The organism is Microbacterium sp. AG1240 (assembly GCF_003635115.1).
In the GTDB taxonomy this organism is placed as follows: Bacteria; Actinomycetota; Actinomycetes; order Actinomycetales; family Microbacteriaceae; genus Microbacterium.
The window spans coordinates 334,000-348,818 of record NZ_RBXJ01000003.1 but is presented as its reverse complement, the minus strand read 5'-3'; the positions used below and the strand labels follow the sequence as shown (position 1 = coordinate 348,818).

Sequence of the window (14,819 nt, the reverse complement as noted above, 5' to 3'; positions counted from 1 at the left end):
CGCGTCCACGCGCGCCGATAGGATGGCGCTATCCCCGATCCCCGCGATCTCTGGAGTTCAGCCGCGTGACCAGCCCCGCAGCATCCCTCGCCGACACCGTGCAGAACGCCGCGTCGACGCCCGAGAAGGAGCAGCCCTACGGCGCGCTCGGCCTCAAGTCCGACGAGTACGCGAAGATCCGCGAGATCCTCGGCCGCCGCCCCACGAGCGGCGAGCTGGCGATGTACTCCGTGATGTGGTCGGAGCACTGCTCCTACAAGTCGAGCAAGATCTACCTGCGCCAGTTCGGCCAGAAGGTCTCCGACGAGATGAAGACGCGCCTCATGGTCGGTATGGGCCAGAACGCGGGCGTCGTCGACGTCGGGCAGGGCTGGGCCGTGACCTTCAAGGTCGAGTCGCACAATCACCCGAGCTACATCGAGCCGTTCCAGGGCGCCGCCACGGGCGTCGGCGGCATCGTGCGCGACATCATCTCGATGGGCGCCCGCCCCGTCGCGGTCATGGACCAGCTGCGTTTCGGCGCGATCGACCACCCCGACACCGCCCGCGTCGTGCACGGGGTCACCAGCGGGATCTCGTTCTACGCGAACTGCCTCGGGCTGCCGAACATCGGCGGCGAGACCGTCTTCGACGCGGTCTACCAGGGCAACCCCCTCGTCAACGCCCTCGCGGTGGGGGTCCTCCGCCACGAAGACCTGAAGCTCGCGAACGCGTCGGGCGTCGGCAACAAGGTCGTGCTGTTCGGCGCCCGCACGGGCGGCGACGGCATCGGCGGAGCATCCATCCTCGCCTCCGACACCTTCGCCGACGGCGGACCGACCAAGCGCCCCGCGGTGCAGGTCGGCGACCCGTTCGCCGAGAAGGTGCTCATCGAATGCTGCCTCGAGCTCTACAAGGCCGAGCTCGTCGAGGCGATCCAAGACCTCGGCGCCGCCGGCATCTCGTGCGCCACGAGCGAGCTCGCCGCCAACGGCAACAGCGGCATGAAGGTCGAGCTGTCGAAGGTGCTGCTGCGCGACCCGTCGCTCACGCCGGAGGAGATCCTCATGAGCGAGAGTCAGGAGCGCATGATGGCGATCGTGGCTCCCGAGAAGCTCGACGCCTTCCTCGCGGTCGTGGCGAAATGGGACGTCGAGACCAGCGTGCTGGGCGAGGTCACCGGAGACGGCCGCCTCGTCATCGACTGGCACGGCGAGCGCATCGTCGACGTCGACCCCTCCACCGTCGCGGTCGACGGCCCCGTCTACGAGCGCCCCGTCGCCTACCCGACGTGGATCGATGCCCTGCAGGCCGACTCGGCCAGCGCTCTTCCCCGCTCGAGCGATCCCGACACCCTCCGCGACCAGTTCACGCGTCTGCTCGCCAGCCCCAACCTCGCCGACACCTCGTGGATCACGAACCAGTACGACTACTTCGTGCTCGGAAACACGGCCCTGTCGTTCCCCGACGACGCCGGAATGATCCGCGTCGACGAGGAATCGGGTCTCGGCTTCTCGATCGCCACAGACTGCAACGGCCGCTACTGCCAGCTCGACCCCTACCAGGGAGCGCGTCTCGCCCTGGCCGAGGCCTACCGCAACGTCGCCGTCACCGGCGCCGCCCCCACGGCGGTCACCGACTGCCTGAACTTCGGCAGCCCCGAGAACCCCGAGGTCATGTGGCAGTTCTCGCAGGCCGTCGAGGGCCTCGCCGACGCGTGCCTCGAGATCGGCATCCCGGTCACCGGCGGCAACGTGTCGTTCTACAACCAGACGGGTGACGCCCCGATCTTCCCGACCCCGGTCGTGGGAGTGCTCGGCATCATCGACGACGTCGCTGCGCGCATCCCCAGCGGCTGGCAGGACGCCGGCGAGAACCTCTACCTGCTCGGCATCACACGCGAGGAGCTCGACGGCTCGGCCTGGGCCGACACGATCCACGACCACCTCGGCGGACGCCCGCCCCAGGTCGACCTCGCCGGCGAGAAGCGGCTGGGCGAGCTGCTGCGCGCAGCATCCGACCAGTCGCTCGTCTCCAGCGCCCACGACCTCTCCGCGGGCGGGCTCGGCCAGGCCCTCGCCGAGGGCGTTCTGCGCTTCGGCGTCGGGGCCCGGGTGTGGCTCACCGAGATCATGGAGCGCGACGGGGTGGATGCGGCGACCGCCCTCTTCTCGGAGTCGACCGGCCGCGTGATCGTGTCGGTGCCGCGCGAGGAGGACGTGAAGTTCCGCGGGCTCTGCGCGGGCCGCGACTACCCCGTGCTGCGCATCGGCGTCACCGATCCGGCCGCCGACGGCGAAGAGGCGGCGCTCGAGATCCAGGGCGTGTTCACGCTGCCGGTCTCGGAGCTCCGCGCCGTGTCGACCGCGACGCTGCCCGCCGCCTTCGGCGCCACCGTCACCGAGCCCGCCGCGTAGGGTTGACGCCATGAGCAACGACGAGGACTACGGCGATCTTGTAGGCATCCGTCAGCGACGCGTGAAGGTGATCGCGTGGGTCGTGATCGCCGCGCTCATCATCACCGGCGGCGGCGCCACCGTGTTCGCCCTGCTCGTCCAGCGCTGAGACCCAGGCTCGGGCTCCGGTCGCGGGGCTAGCATGACGAGGTGGACCAGCTGCTGGAATTCCTGAGGGACTACTGGTGGTTGGCGTTCCCGGCCTTCGGAATCCTGAGCGCCACGGCCGGGGCCTGGCAGAAGGCCGGTCGCGACCGCCACAAGCGACGACTCGAGATCCTGAAAGCGAAGGCCGAGCTCAAAGCGGCGCAGGATGCTGCGCGCGGCGGGGCCCGCGCCACTGACCCCATCCCCGATCGTGCGGATGCCGACACCGTCCCTCCTCTGGAACGCCAGATGGCAGCCCACGACGACGTCACCGCGCGCTGGCTCGACTACGAGCTCGACGTGGGCAAGACGATCGACTTCCCCGCGATGAGCGATGGCCGCCAGCCGCTCACAGCCGCGTTCCTTCGGGCGAAGCGCGTGGCCGACGGGCTCCGCCCGGCGTCGCCGACGATGAAGCTCACGCCCGAGCAGGTGAGGGAGTACCGCGACGCCGTGGTGGACTACGAGGTCGCCTTCGACCTCGCAGAGCGGGATGCGCGCCGGATGAAGGTCTCGGGTTTCACTGACGCGGAGCGGCGGCGGCTCGATACCGCCAAGCAGCTCCTCAACACCGCCACCGACGCGGCCGCTACCCCCGCCGAACGTCAGCTGGCGTATCACCGCGTGCGTGAGGAGCTCGACGGACTCCTCTCGATCTCGGACGGCGCGATCGACGCGCTCGAGAAGCGTGTGGCCCTGGAACTGCCGAGCGCGAGCAGCGACCGCCCCGACGCTCCGCCGGCGAGCCACGTAGCATGAAGGAGTGGATCCGCTCTGGCTGTTCGTGGCCGACTGGTGGTGGATCGGTCCCGCAGCGGCCGGCACAGCCACTCTCGGCTGGATCGGCGTGCTCACACAGCGGGAGAGAGCGAAGCGGCCGGCGATCGCGGGCGGCCTCGGACGCAAGACCATGAGCAAGGGTGCCGCGCGCCGGCTCGAGCTCGACGCGGCCGTGCTCGATCTGCAGTCTTCGCGCGACGCCGTCACGCGCAGCCGCGCCGAGGTGCAGGTGGCGCAGGCCGAGCTCGCGCGCGTGCAGGCCGACAGCGCAGCATCCCGCGTCGCTCCCGGTGCCATCGCCGCCGCCCGGGCGCGCGTGCAGGCCGCACAGCGGCAGGTGCGCGCCGCGGGCGCCGACCTGCGCGCACGGCGTGCGGGGCTGAAGGCCGCCAAGGCCACGCTGCCCGCCATCCGAGCCGGACGCGCCATGCTGCCGCTCGACCGGCTCATGGCCCAGCACGACGCGCTCAACGCCCGGTGGCTGGCCTACGAGACCGATATCGACCTGCAGCTCGCCTACCCCGCGATGAGCGACGCCCGCTCGCCCCTTCTCGCGGTGTTCCTGCGCGAGCAGTCGCAGGCGCAGTGGCTGCGCCCCGCCTCGAGCGGTGCGCGGGTCTCGCCGGCGGACTTCCTCGCCTACCGCGACGCGGTGCGTCGGGCCGGGCACGCGTTCGACGACGCCGAGCGCGAGGCGCGTCGGCGGGCCGGCGAGGCGCCCCCTCGGCCAACGGATGCGGCGTCGGACATGTGGTCGCAGATGGCGCAGACCCTCGGCGACAACGCGCAACGGGCCGTCTCCGATTCGGTGCGGGCGATGAGCCGTGCGGCGAAAGACCGCTTCGACCGCGCCCGTTCCTCGCGCGCCTCCTCCGACGACGCCCCGCCCCGCCCCTCCGGCGGCGACGACCCGACGCCCCCGGGCGATCCCGTATGGCCCGTCCCGGGCCGCGACCGGCCGTAGCACCGGTGACCATCGACGACGGCGCACCGCCCCTCGGCGCACGCGCGATCATCGAGCAGCGGTGGAGCACGGCGCTCTTCCTGCACTGGCGGATCGAGCCCGCGGCGATCGCCGACCGCCTTCCGCCCGGAACGCGCCCCGATCTCTTCGACGGGTCGGCCTGGGTGGGGCTGGTCCCCTTCGTGCTCGGCGACTTCCGCTTCCTGCCCCTGCCGCCGGTGCCCGTGGTCGGATCGTTCGTCGAGATCAACGTGCGCACGTATGCCGTCGACGAGCACGGGCGCCGCGGAGTGGTCTTCCTCACCCTGGAGGCGGAGCACCTGCTTCCGGTGCTCGGCGCACGGGCGCTCTTCGGCCTTCCCTATCGCTGGGCGAACGCCGGACTCCGCGTCGACGAGCAGGCGATCGAGTACCGCTCCCGCCGGCACGGCCCCGGTCCGAGACCCCGCACGCGCATCCGGGTCGCTCGCGGTTCCTCCCCCGTCGACACCGACCTGTCGCGATTCCTGACCGCGCGATGGGGGTTCCACCAGTCGCACCTCGGCCGCACCATCTGGGCGGCGAACGAGCACGAGCCGTGGCCGCTCGTCGACGGCGAGCTCCTCGCCCTCGACGACGAGCTGCTCGGCGACAGCGGCTTCGCCGGTCTCGCGTCGCGCCCGCCCGACTCCGTGCTCGCGATGCCGTCGCAGCATCCGGGATTCCTCACCCGCTTCGGGCCGCCCACCCGCATCTGACACCGCCGCCCGTCACGACGGGAGGACATCTCACGAACGGCTGACCGCCGAGCCCCCGACGGTCCTCCGCTCGTGAGGTCTCCTCCGCTCGTGGCCGCACCCCGTGCGGGAACGAGAGAGCGGGCGGGCTCCCCGAAAGGAACCCGCCCGCTCATCGAACTCGGGTCAGCGCGCAGCGACCGTGGGGATCACGTCGGGGTACTGCTCGAGCCACGCGGTGATGGCTTCTGCCTCGCTGCCCTCGCCGTACTCGTTGACGACCATGTCTTCCAGGGCGCCGTACTGCTCGTCGTCCAGCTTGATGCCGGCGATCAGCTCCGCAGCATCCGGGTACTTCTCGGCGAAGCCCGACGCGCCGAGGAAGTGCAGCGCCTCGGGGTCGCCCATGAGGCCCTGCGGGTCGGCGAGGTCCTTGATGTCGAACGCGTCGTTGGCCCAGAACGGACGCCACAGCGTCACGACGATGTCGTCCTGCGCGGCGATCGCGTTGTCGAGCTCGGTGAGCATCGCCGCGGTCGACGAGGTGACGAGCTCGAACTCGCCGTCGAGGCCGTACCCGGGGAGTGCGACCTCCTGGGTCTGCTTGGTCAGGCCGGCGCCGGGCTCGATGCCGTAGATCTTGCCGTCGAAGCGGTCGGCCTGGCCGGCGAGGTCTTCGATCGAGTCGATGTCGGAGTAGCTCGGCACCGCGAGGGTGAGCTTCGCGTTGTCGTAGTAGGCGCCGAGGTCGTCGATCGAGTCGCCGTACTCCTCCATGTAGGACGCGTGGGTCAGCTCGGGCCATGCCGACGGGTAGATGTCGATGTCGCCCTGGGCGAGTGCGGTGTAGAGCGGGCCCGCCTCGGTGAGCGTCTCCATCTCGACCGTGTAGCCGAGCTCCTCGAGCTGGTTCTGGAGGAGGTAGGCGGTGCTGAGGCCGTCGGTCCACGAGGGGAGGAAGCCGAGGGTGATGGTGCCCTTGTCGCCGGAACCGGCGTTGCCGTCGCCGTTGCCGGCTCCGCTCGCGCAACCTGCGAGGGCGAGGGATGCTGCGGCTCCGAGAGCCACGAGGGATGTGATCTTGCGGGACATCTGCATGGTGTTCCTTTCGTATGTTCTGCTGCGTTCCGTATGGGTTCAGTGGGGTCGGGCCGGGGCCCGCGTGTCAGCCGCCGGTGCTGATCGGGGCGCGGCGCGGCGATGCCTTCATGCGATCGGCCTCCGCCGTGGCGTCCTTGTCGTCGGCCGGGGGCACGGTGGTCCGCTGCGCGGCACGGCGACGGGAGATCAGTCCGAGGAGAGAGCCGCGGTGCTCCGAGGGGTTGCCGAGCGCGGCGGTCACGCGGTCGAGGAACACCGCGATGATGACGACGCTGAGGCCGGCTTCGACGCCCTTCGCGAGGTTGACGGTCGAGATGGCCGAGACGACCTCCTTGCCGAGGCCGTCGGCCCCGACGATGCCGGCCACGACCGCCATCGACAGCGCGAGCATGATGACCTGGTTGACGCCGGCCATGATGGTCGGCATCGCCAGGGGGAGCTGGATGCCGCGGAGGATCTGCCCCGGCTTGGCGCCGAAAGCATGGCCAGCCTCCACGGTCTCGGAGTCGACGCCTCGGATGCCGAGCTCGGTGAGCCGCACGCCGGGCGGAAGGGCGAAGATCACCGTCGAGACGAGACCGGGCACCACGCCGATGCTGAAGAACGTGATCGCCGGGATGAGGTAGACGAAGGCGGGCATCGTCTGCATGAAGTCGAGCACGGGCTTGAGGATCGAGCGCACCCGGGCGTTGCGCGCCGACCAGATGCCCAGCGGCACCGAGATCGCGACCGCGATCAGGGTGGCCACGAGCACGAGGGAGAGGGTCTGCATCGCGGTGGTCCACTGGGCCATGCCGACGATGAGGGTGAACGACACCAGCGTGCCCACACCGAGCTGCCACGATCGGACGAGCCAACCGATGAGGGCCGCGACGACGATGGCCACCGGGATCGGGGTGCTCACCAGCACCTCGGTGAGCGTGTCGACGAGGAGGCGCACGATCCACGCGATGGCGTCGAGCAGTCCGTCGAGGTTGTCGCGGATCCAGTCCACTCCATCTTTGACCCAGGAACCCACGGGGATACGGAAGTCTTCCATCACACTGCCGCCTTTCCTGTGGTGGGGGATGCTTCGTCGGACGACTCCGCCAGGGCTTCGTCGATGACGGTCGCGGGGAGCGGGACGACGGGGATCGTGATCTCGTCGGTCGCGCCGGGGCCGGGGCCGAGCGCCGCGAGGAGGGTGACGCGGGGGATCACGCCGACGAGCCTGCCTTCGTCATCGGTCACCGCCAGCGGGACGGGCGATTCGACCGCGGGGACGAAGAGGTTCATCAGCACCTCGTCTTGCGAGACGGTGAGCGGAGCGGGACGGATGACCGAGGTGACCGAGCCCTCACCGCGTCGCACCAGGGCGATCGCGTCGCGATCGGTGACCACGCCGAGGAGGCGGCGGTCTCGACCCACGACGTACGCGGCCGACATGTACGCGTCGCGCATCTGGCGCAGGGCGGAGCGAGGACCGGCGGTCTCGGTGACCACGGGCCGCGGGCGCTCCATGACATTGGCGGCCGTCAGCACGCGTGCACGATCGACGTCCTGTACGAACTGCTCCACGTAGTCGTTCGCCGGGTCGGTGAGGATGTCTTCCGGCGTGCCGATCTGCACGATGCGGCCGTCGCGCATGACGGCGATGCGGTCGCCCAGGAGCATGGCCTCGTTGAGGTCGTGCGTGATGAAGACGATCGTCTTCTGCAGCTTCTGCTGGAGCGAGAGCAGCTGCTCCTGCATCTCGCGACGGATGAGGGGATCGAGGGCGCTGAAGGCTTCGTCCATCAGCAGCACATCGGGATCGGCGGCGAGAGCGCGGGCGATGCCGACACGCTGCTGCATGCCGCCCGACAGCGCGTCGGGGAGCTTGTCGCCCCACCCCTCGAGCCCGACGAGCGAGAGGATCTCCTCGGCGCGGGCGAGACGCTCGGCCTTGGCGACGCCCCGCAGCTCGAGCGGATACGCGACGTTCTCGGCGACCGAGCGGTGCGGCAGGAGCGCGAAGTGCTGGAACACCATCGAGACGCGGTCTCGACGCAGCGCCCGCAGCTTCGCCGCGGTGGTACCGGTCACGGGCTCGCCGTGCACGAGCACCGACCCCGCGGTCGCGTCGTGCAGACCGTTGAGCATGCGGATGATCGTCGACTTTCCGGAACCCGACAGGCCCATGATGACGAAGATCTCGCCCTCGGCGACGTCGAAGCTCGCGTCGATGACGGCCGCGGTTCCCGCGTCGGCGACGTCGGTGCGGCTCTCACCGGCTTTCAGGCGCTGGACGGCCTTCTGGGGGCTGCGTCCGAAGACCTTGAACAGATTGCGCGCCTCGAGGGCAGGCGGAAGAACGGTCACAGTGTGTACCTCGGCTGCCCCGCACGGGGACGGCATCGGTCACGCCCGGGTGGCGGTCGCAGACGCGCACCTCGGGTCGAGGCGCGGCCGGGCGGCGGGTGTCGGACCCGCACGCAAAGACCGCCGACCGTACGATCGCGGTCTGACACCCTCGGGAGATGTCACCGCGACCGCGGACTGGTCGGGTGGCCCGGCAACGGGCACATCTCAACGTGTCACGGCCTCGGGGGCGTTGGCAAATCGGGCAGCGCGCCCACCTGCCGGGTGCCGCGAGCCCCGATCCGGGTACGCCGCCGCGCCCGACGGCGTCGCCGACGGAGCACGCGGAGCCCCCGCCGGAAAGCCGCGGGATACCTTATTCGGCGGCGATCCAGACGGCCGCGTCGGGTGGCAGCTCCGCCCCCGAGAGGGGCGCGCTCGCCACGATCACCCGACCCGCGGGGAGGGGCACGTTCGCACGCCCGAGATTGGCGACAATCGTGACCTTCCCGTTACGGAAGGCCACCGAATCCTCTCCCAGCGAGAGCCATTCGAGCGTCCCGGCACCGAGTCGCGCCCCTCGACGGGCACCCAGGAGCCGTCGATAGAGGTGGAGTGTCGAGTCGGGATCGCGCTCCTGGCTGTCACGCGCGAACGGCTCCCACCCTTCGGGCTGCGGCAACCAGGGCGGAGCGTGAGTCGCACCGAAGCCGTACGAGGGCGCGTCCGCCTCCCACGGCAGAGGAACCCGGCATCCGTCCCTCCCGTACCGCTCGCCGTACGAACGAGCCCAAGTCGGGTCCTGACGTGCAGCGGCGGGAAGGTCGACGACCTCGGGGAGTCCGAGCTCCTCGCCCTGGTAGAGATAGGCCGATCCGGGCAGCGCCAGCATCACGGTCGTCGCCGCTCGCGCGCGTCGCAGGCCCAGTTCGGGGATGGGGCGACCGGGCGAGTCGGGACCGATGCCGTGCCCCTGCGGGTTCTCGGCGGTGAGCGCGAGACGGGCCGTGTGCCGCACCACGTCGTGGTTCGACAGCACCCATGTGCTGGGCGCGCCGACCGCGCCGTACGCGCGCAACGACTCGTCGATGACGGCGCGGAGCCTGCCCGCGTCCCAGGGCGTCTCGAGATAGGCGAAGTTGAACGCCTGCGACATCTCGTCGGGGCGCACCCACAGGCTCGTCATCTCGACCGAGGGCAGCCAGGCCTCGGCGCAGAGGGCCCGGTCGCCGTCGTACTCCTCGAGCAGCGACCGCCAGTCGCGGAAGATGTCGTGCACTCCCGGTTGCGCCCAGTACGGCACGCCGTACTCGTCGCCGCCCATCGATCCCGCGTGCGGGTCGGGGGTGTAGTCGGGCAGCCCCTCGGCCTTCACCAGCCCGTGCGCGACGTCGACGCGGAAGCCGTCCACGCCCCGATCGAGCCAGAAACGCAGGATGCGGCGGAACTCCGCCCGAACGTCTTCGCTGGCCCAATCGAAATCGGGTTGCGAGGTGTCGAACAGGTGCAGGTACCACTGGCCGGGGGTGCCGTCGGCATCGAACGTCCGGGTCCACGCGGGACCCCCGAACAGCGACTGCCAGTTGTTCGGCGGCAGGTCGCCGCCCGGCCCCCGGCCGTCGCGGAACATGTATCGCGCGCGCTCCGGGCCGCCCGGGGCGGCGCGGAGCGCATCTTGGAACCACGGATGCCGGTCGGACGAGTGGTTCGGCACGAGGTCGACGATCACGCGGATGCCCCGCGCGTGGGCGGCCGCCCGCAGCGCGTCGAAGTCGTCGAGCGTGCCGAAGAGCGGGTCGACGTCGCAGTAGTCGGCGACGTCGTACCCGGCGTCCTTCTGCGGCGACACGTAGAAGGGGCTCAGCCAGATGGCGTCAACCCCCAGCGCCTCGAGGGCGGGCAGGCGTGCCGTCACGCCGGCGAGATCACCGACCCCGTCTCCGTTCGCATCCGCGAACGACCGCGGATAGATCTGGTAGATGACGGCCGAGCGCCACCACTGGGCGCCGGCCGTCGTCTCGCCCGAGATCACGACTGCGGTGCGGCGAAGGTATCGAGGCGCATCGTGGCGGTGGCGCTGTGCGCGGCCATCCCCTCGGAGTCGGAGATGACCTGCACCGCGTGCGCCAGCTCGGGGGTGGCATCGCGCGTGATGCGCTGGTAGGTCAACGGCTTGAGGAAGCGGGAGACCGACAGCCCCGCGCTGTGCTTGGCGCCCCCGGCGGTCGGCAGGACGTGGTTCGTGCCCGCCATGCCCTTGTCGGAGTAGGCGACCGTGCTCCACGCGCCGAGGAAGATCGAGCCGTAGTTGCGCAGATGGTCGTGGTACCACGCGTCGTCGGAGGTGATCACCTCGAGGTGCTCCGGGGCGAGATCGTCCATCAGCACGACCGCTGCCTCGCGGTCGGCGGCGACCGTGACCGAGCCGTAGTCCCGCCATGCCGGCCCCGCGATGGGCTCCGTGGCGAGTCCGCTCAGCTGTCGCTCGACGGCCTCGATCACCGCACGACCGTGCTCCTCCGACGTCGTCACGAGGGCAGCGGGCGAGTTCGGCCCGTGCTCGGCCTGTCCGAGGAGGTCGGCGGCGACGATCTCGGGATCGGCGGTCTCATCCGAGATGACGGCGACCTCGGAGGGCCCGGCGAGCAGGTCGATCGCCACGGTGCCGAACAGCTGACGCTTCGCTTCGGCGACGTAGGCGTTGCCCGCACCGACGAGCATGTCGATCGGCAGCTCTCCGAGCAGCCCGTACGCCATGGCCGCGAGCGCCTGCACTCCGCCGAGCACGAACACGCGGTCCACGCCGGAGAGGTGGGCCGCGTAGACGACCGCGTCGTTCGCGCCGCCGCCGGGCTGCGGCGGGGTGCACGCGATCACCGTGGGGACGCCGGCGGCCTTGGCCACACCGACGGTCATGAACGCGCTGGCCGTCAGGGGGAAGCGCCCGGCCGGGAGGTATGCCCCGACGCGAGAGACGGGTACGTAGCGCGCACCGGTGACCAGGCCGGGAACCAGCTCGGTCTCGAAGTCCTTCAGGTGGGAGCGCTGCACGCCCGCGAACGCCCGGGTCCGCTCCGCGCCGAGCTCGATGGCCGCGCGGAGATCGGCCGGGAGGCGGTCACCGCTCGTCGCGATCTGCGCCGCGGTGAGCTCGATCTCGCCACCGGTGTCGTTGTCGAGGGTGCGTGCGTAGTCGCGCACGGCGTCCATGCCGCGGCGCTGGATGTCGGAGAGCATCTCCGACACCGTCTCGATCACGGCGGGGTCGCGCTGCGCGGCCGGAGCGTCGACGAGCGGAGTCTTGAGGTGGCGGAAAGAGCCCTGCAGGCTCTGCAGCAGAACGGGAGTGAAGCGCATGACAGATAGCTAAGCGCCCGGTGTGATACCCCACAAGCCCAGTGGATACGATGCGAACCATCGGGTTTACCATTGGCTGTGACCATTGCGCAGTTGAAGGCATTCCTCGCCGCGCTCGATCTCGGCTCGTTCACCGCGGCGGCCGTCGAGCTCGACAGCGCCCAGGCCTCCGTCTCGGAGCTCGTGGCGCGTCTCGAACGCGAGCTGGGGGTCAAGCTGTTCGCCCGGGGCGGTCGACGACTCACCCCCACCGACGCCGCCCTCGCCCTGCGCGCTCACGCCGAGCAGGCCGTGAGCGCGATCGACAACGGTCTGGAGACCGTCCGCGCCCTCCACGCGCTCGAGGGCGGAACGTGCACCTTCGGGGTGCTCCGCAATGCCGCCTACTACGACCTGTCCGATCTGGTCGAGCGCTTCCACGCGCAGTACCCGAAGGTGAAGGTGCGCCTGGTCGGGCTCAACTCCGCGCTCGTCGCGGAGTCGATCGCCGCCGGTGAAATAGAGGCGGGTCTCGTCGTGCTGCCGGTCGAGGAATCGGGATTGCGCATCACCCCGCTCTTCCGCGACGAGGTGCTCTACGCATCCGCACACCGCCGCCCCGCCGACGGACCCGTGACGACGTCCGAGGTGTCGTCGGCGAAGCTCGTGCTCTACGACGCCTACGCCGCGTGGAACGACCCCACGCGACGGCAACTTCTCGCTCGAGCGCGCCTCGAGGGGCTCACCATCGAACCGGCCATCGAGGTCGAGCACGTCGAGACGGCGATCAGCCTGGTGGCCACCGGCGCCGCCGACACGATCGTCTCGCGAACGATCGCCGAGTCGCCCTCGTTCCCGCCCGGGGTCGCCGTCACCCCGTTCGCCGATCCGATCTACGACACGATCGCCCTCGTGCAGCGCGACGGCGCCTACCTCTCACCCGCGACGCGCCGGCTCGCGCAGCTCGCCCAGCAGATGCTGATGGCCAGGGTCGGCGACCATGCCGGCCGCTCCCCCGCCTGACGTCACCCGTAGAGGTCGGGACGGCGGTCGGCGAAGAGGTCGTTGCGGGGTGGCAGACCTTTGTCGCCGCGCAAGGAGATGGTCGTCGCGGCGATGCCGTCGTCGTCTGCCGACGCCGCGACCCAGCCGTCCTCGTCGATGACCGCGGTGCCGCCCGTCCAGGGCACCCCCCGCTCGATGCCGCGCCGATCCGCGATGACGGTGGCCAGTCGCGAGGACCGCGCCGCGGCCATCGCCTGGATCGTCTCCGGGGGCCGCTCTCCGTCGGGCCGCGCGACGAGGGGCCAGTTCACCGGGAGGGCCAGCACGTCCGCACCGGCCAGCGCGAGCCGCCGCGGAACCTCGGGGAACTCGTTGTCGTAGCAGATCGCCACGCCGAGGCGCCCGACGGGCGTCTCGAACAGCGCCCCCGCAGCATCCCCGGTGCTGAAGAAGTCCGCCTCCATCCCCCAGAGGTGCGCCTTGCGGTAGTCGCCGATGCGTGAATCCCGAGTGAGGACGGCGGCGGTGTTGTACAGACGCTCTCCGTCTCGCTCGGCGTACCCCACGACGGCGACCGCTCCGCGGGGCAGCGCGGCGGCGAGGTCGCCCCATCGCGGATCGTCGCGGGCGACGGATGCGGCGAAGGCCTCGGTGCGATCGGCGAACACGTACCCGCTCGTGGCGAGTTCGGGCACGACGATGAGACCCGCGCCGTCACCGCCCGAGCGGAGCACGGCGTCGCGGATGCTCGCGAAATTGGCCGCGACCTCGCCCACACGGATGTCGGGCGAGGTCGCGGCGACCCTCAGAGAATGTGTCATACGACGAGGGAGGCGATCAGTCGTCCTCGGTGGCCGTGACCATCACACCGACGGGTGCGAGGTATCCGTTGGGGTCGATCATCCAGTCGGCGTCGCGGGCCGCGTCGACGACCTCGGGCGCCCACTCGAGGTAGACGCGGTCGTCACCGGAGTTGACGACGAGGAGTTCCCCGTGGCCCGACTCCCCGGCCTCGATGCAACGGAACGCCCGCCAGGCTCCGACGGGCACCGAGAACGAGTCCGAGGGACCGATCTCCACGGTGGTGGCCGGGTCGCCGTTGAGGGTGACGGCCCACCGGCCCGACTTCACCAGCAGCGCCTGCGTCTTGTCGTGACGGTGGCGGAGGATGCCCTCGTCCTCCGCCGCGCGGACCCACGCCATGTTGAACGAGTGGGGCTCGTGGATGCGGGGCACCTGGCGCCGATCCTCGCTCATGCCGTACCCGATGGCCAGGCTGAGCTCGGCGCCACCGCCGGGGAGACTGGCGCACAGCAGGGCATTGCTGCTGTAGACACGGTCTCCGGGCTGGATGACGCGGCCGCGCATCTGCTCGACCGAGTAGGTGCTGAGTTCGTCGACGTACTTCTGCTGGATCGGTGTGATCAGCGGGACGCCCTCGGGGAGCACGTCACCGGCGACCGTATCGATCAGCTGGTTGTCGGCCGTCAGGTGCAGGCCGTAGGACTCCGCCTCCTTGAGCACGGAAGGACCCCAGATGATGCCGCCGGTCACGTCGCGACCCAGCACGGTCCACAGGATGCCGTCGTCAGGACCCTCGTTCGTGAAGCCGCGGAAGATCCACGTGGGGATCGAGATGATGTCGCCGTCGGTGCTGACGTACTCGCCCTGCTTGCCGTCGATCCCCCAGCGCAGCCGGAACTCGCCGCCGAGGTTCACGAACACCTCCGCCGTGAAGTGCAGGTGGAGGTTGTTCGAGATGCCCTTGGGCATGCCGGCAGCGCCGGTGTTGAATCCGTGTTCCTCGGTCAGATTGATGATCTGACCGGCGTTCTGCGAGACGCCGCCGCCGATGAAGGCGTAGTTCTCCTTGCGGTCGGAGCCCGGGGTGCGGCAGTCGATGAATGCCGCGTTATGGGGCGCCCAATCCGTCTTGCGGATCGTGCGTCGCTCGATCTCTGCCTCATCGACGGTGACGTCCCGGCTCAGATGATCGGTGCTCATTTTCGTCTTCTC

The 14,819-nt window shown here is 70.4% G+C and carries 13 protein-coding genes; 6 read left to right on the top strand and 7 right to left on the bottom strand.

The features are described 5' to 3' along the window. Positions 1 to 65 precede the first annotated feature (65 nt). Genes purL through DEU34_RS13755 form a run of 5 tightly spaced genes read left to right on the top strand, consistent with a single transcriptional unit; the run spans position 66 to position 5,063 of the window. Complete coding sequence (purL, locus tag DEU34_RS13770; protein ID WP_121151181.1) at positions 66 to 2,396, top strand: phosphoribosylformylglycinamidine synthase subunit PurL; 2,331 nt, start codon at positions 66 to 68, stop codon at positions 2,394 to 2,396. Between the two features lie 10 nt (positions 2,397 to 2,406). Next, positions 2,407 to 2,544 carry a hypothetical protein gene (locus DEU34_RS16340; protein ID WP_183042492.1) on the top strand — a complete coding sequence of 46 codons (138 nt, stop codon included), beginning with the start codon at positions 2,407 to 2,409 and terminating at the stop codon, positions 2,542 to 2,544. 41 nt (positions 2,545 to 2,585) lie between these two features. Next, on the top strand, positions 2,586 to 3,341 hold the full coding sequence (locus tag DEU34_RS13765) for a hypothetical protein (RefSeq protein WP_121151179.1): 756 nt from the start codon (positions 2,586 to 2,588) through the stop codon (positions 3,339 to 3,341). A 4-nt stretch (positions 3,342 to 3,345) separates the two neighbouring features. Beyond that, positions 3,346 to 4,326 carry a hypothetical protein gene (locus DEU34_RS13760; protein WP_121151177.1) on the top strand — a complete coding sequence of 327 codons (981 nt, stop codon included), beginning with the start codon at positions 3,346 to 3,348 and terminating at the stop codon, positions 4,324 to 4,326. A gap of 5 nt (positions 4,327 to 4,331) precedes the next feature. After that, on the top strand, positions 4,332 to 5,063 hold the full coding sequence (locus DEU34_RS13755; protein ID WP_259460166.1) for a YqjF family protein: 732 nt from the start codon (positions 4,332 to 4,334) through the stop codon (positions 5,061 to 5,063). Between the two features lie 165 nt (positions 5,064 to 5,228). Here the strand turns inward: DEU34_RS13755 and DEU34_RS13750 are convergent, their stop codons facing one another. The 5 genes from DEU34_RS13750 to hisD form a co-directional block, all read right to left on the bottom strand. After that, positions 5,229 to 6,134: a glycine betaine ABC transporter substrate-binding protein gene (locus DEU34_RS13750; protein WP_121151587.1), complete on the bottom strand. Its 906-nt coding sequence runs from the start codon at positions 6,132 to 6,134 to the stop codon at positions 5,229 to 5,231. Between the two features lie 73 nt (positions 6,135 to 6,207). Further along, entirely contained in the window at positions 6,208 to 7,182 is a 975-nt protein-coding gene (locus DEU34_RS13745) for a proline/glycine betaine ABC transporter permease (protein WP_121151175.1), read from the bottom strand. Beyond that, positions 7,182 to 8,483, bottom strand: a complete 1,302-nt coding sequence (locus DEU34_RS13740) for a glycine betaine/L-proline ABC transporter ATP-binding protein (protein ID WP_259460165.1) — start codon at positions 8,481 to 8,483, stop codon at positions 7,182 to 7,184. The genes DEU34_RS13745 and DEU34_RS13740 overlap by 1 nt, the downstream gene beginning before the upstream one ends. A 355-nt stretch (positions 8,484 to 8,838) precedes the next feature. Then, positions 8,839 to 10,494: a glycoside hydrolase family 13 protein gene (locus tag DEU34_RS13735; protein ID WP_121151171.1), complete on the bottom strand. Its 1,656-nt coding sequence runs from the start codon at positions 10,492 to 10,494 to the stop codon at positions 8,839 to 8,841. After that, on the bottom strand, positions 10,491 to 11,819 hold the full coding sequence (hisD, locus tag DEU34_RS13730) for a histidinol dehydrogenase (RefSeq protein ID WP_121151169.1): 1,329 nt from the start codon (positions 11,817 to 11,819) through the stop codon (positions 10,491 to 10,493). Before hisD ends, DEU34_RS13735 begins: the two co-directional genes overlap by 4 nt. A gap of 78 nt (positions 11,820 to 11,897) precedes the next feature. Between hisD and DEU34_RS13725 the strand changes: the two genes are divergently transcribed. Then, complete coding sequence (locus tag DEU34_RS13725; protein WP_220659956.1) at positions 11,898 to 12,821, top strand: LysR family transcriptional regulator; 924 nt, start codon at positions 11,898 to 11,900, stop codon at positions 12,819 to 12,821. Between the two features lie 2 nt (positions 12,822 to 12,823). On the opposite strand, the gene DEU34_RS13720 is transcribed toward DEU34_RS13725, so the two are convergent. Then, positions 12,824 to 13,624 (bottom strand): nitrilase-related carbon-nitrogen hydrolase, encoded by an 801-nt coding sequence (locus tag DEU34_RS13720; protein WP_121151166.1) that lies wholly within the window; start codon positions 13,622 to 13,624, stop codon positions 12,824 to 12,826. Positions 13,625 to 13,640: 16 nt separating this feature from the next. Further along, positions 13,641 to 14,807, bottom strand: coding sequence for a hypothetical protein (locus DEU34_RS13715; protein WP_121151164.1), 1,167 nt, complete (start codon positions 14,805 to 14,807; stop codon positions 13,641 to 13,643). Positions 14,808 to 14,819: the final 12 nt, after the last annotated feature.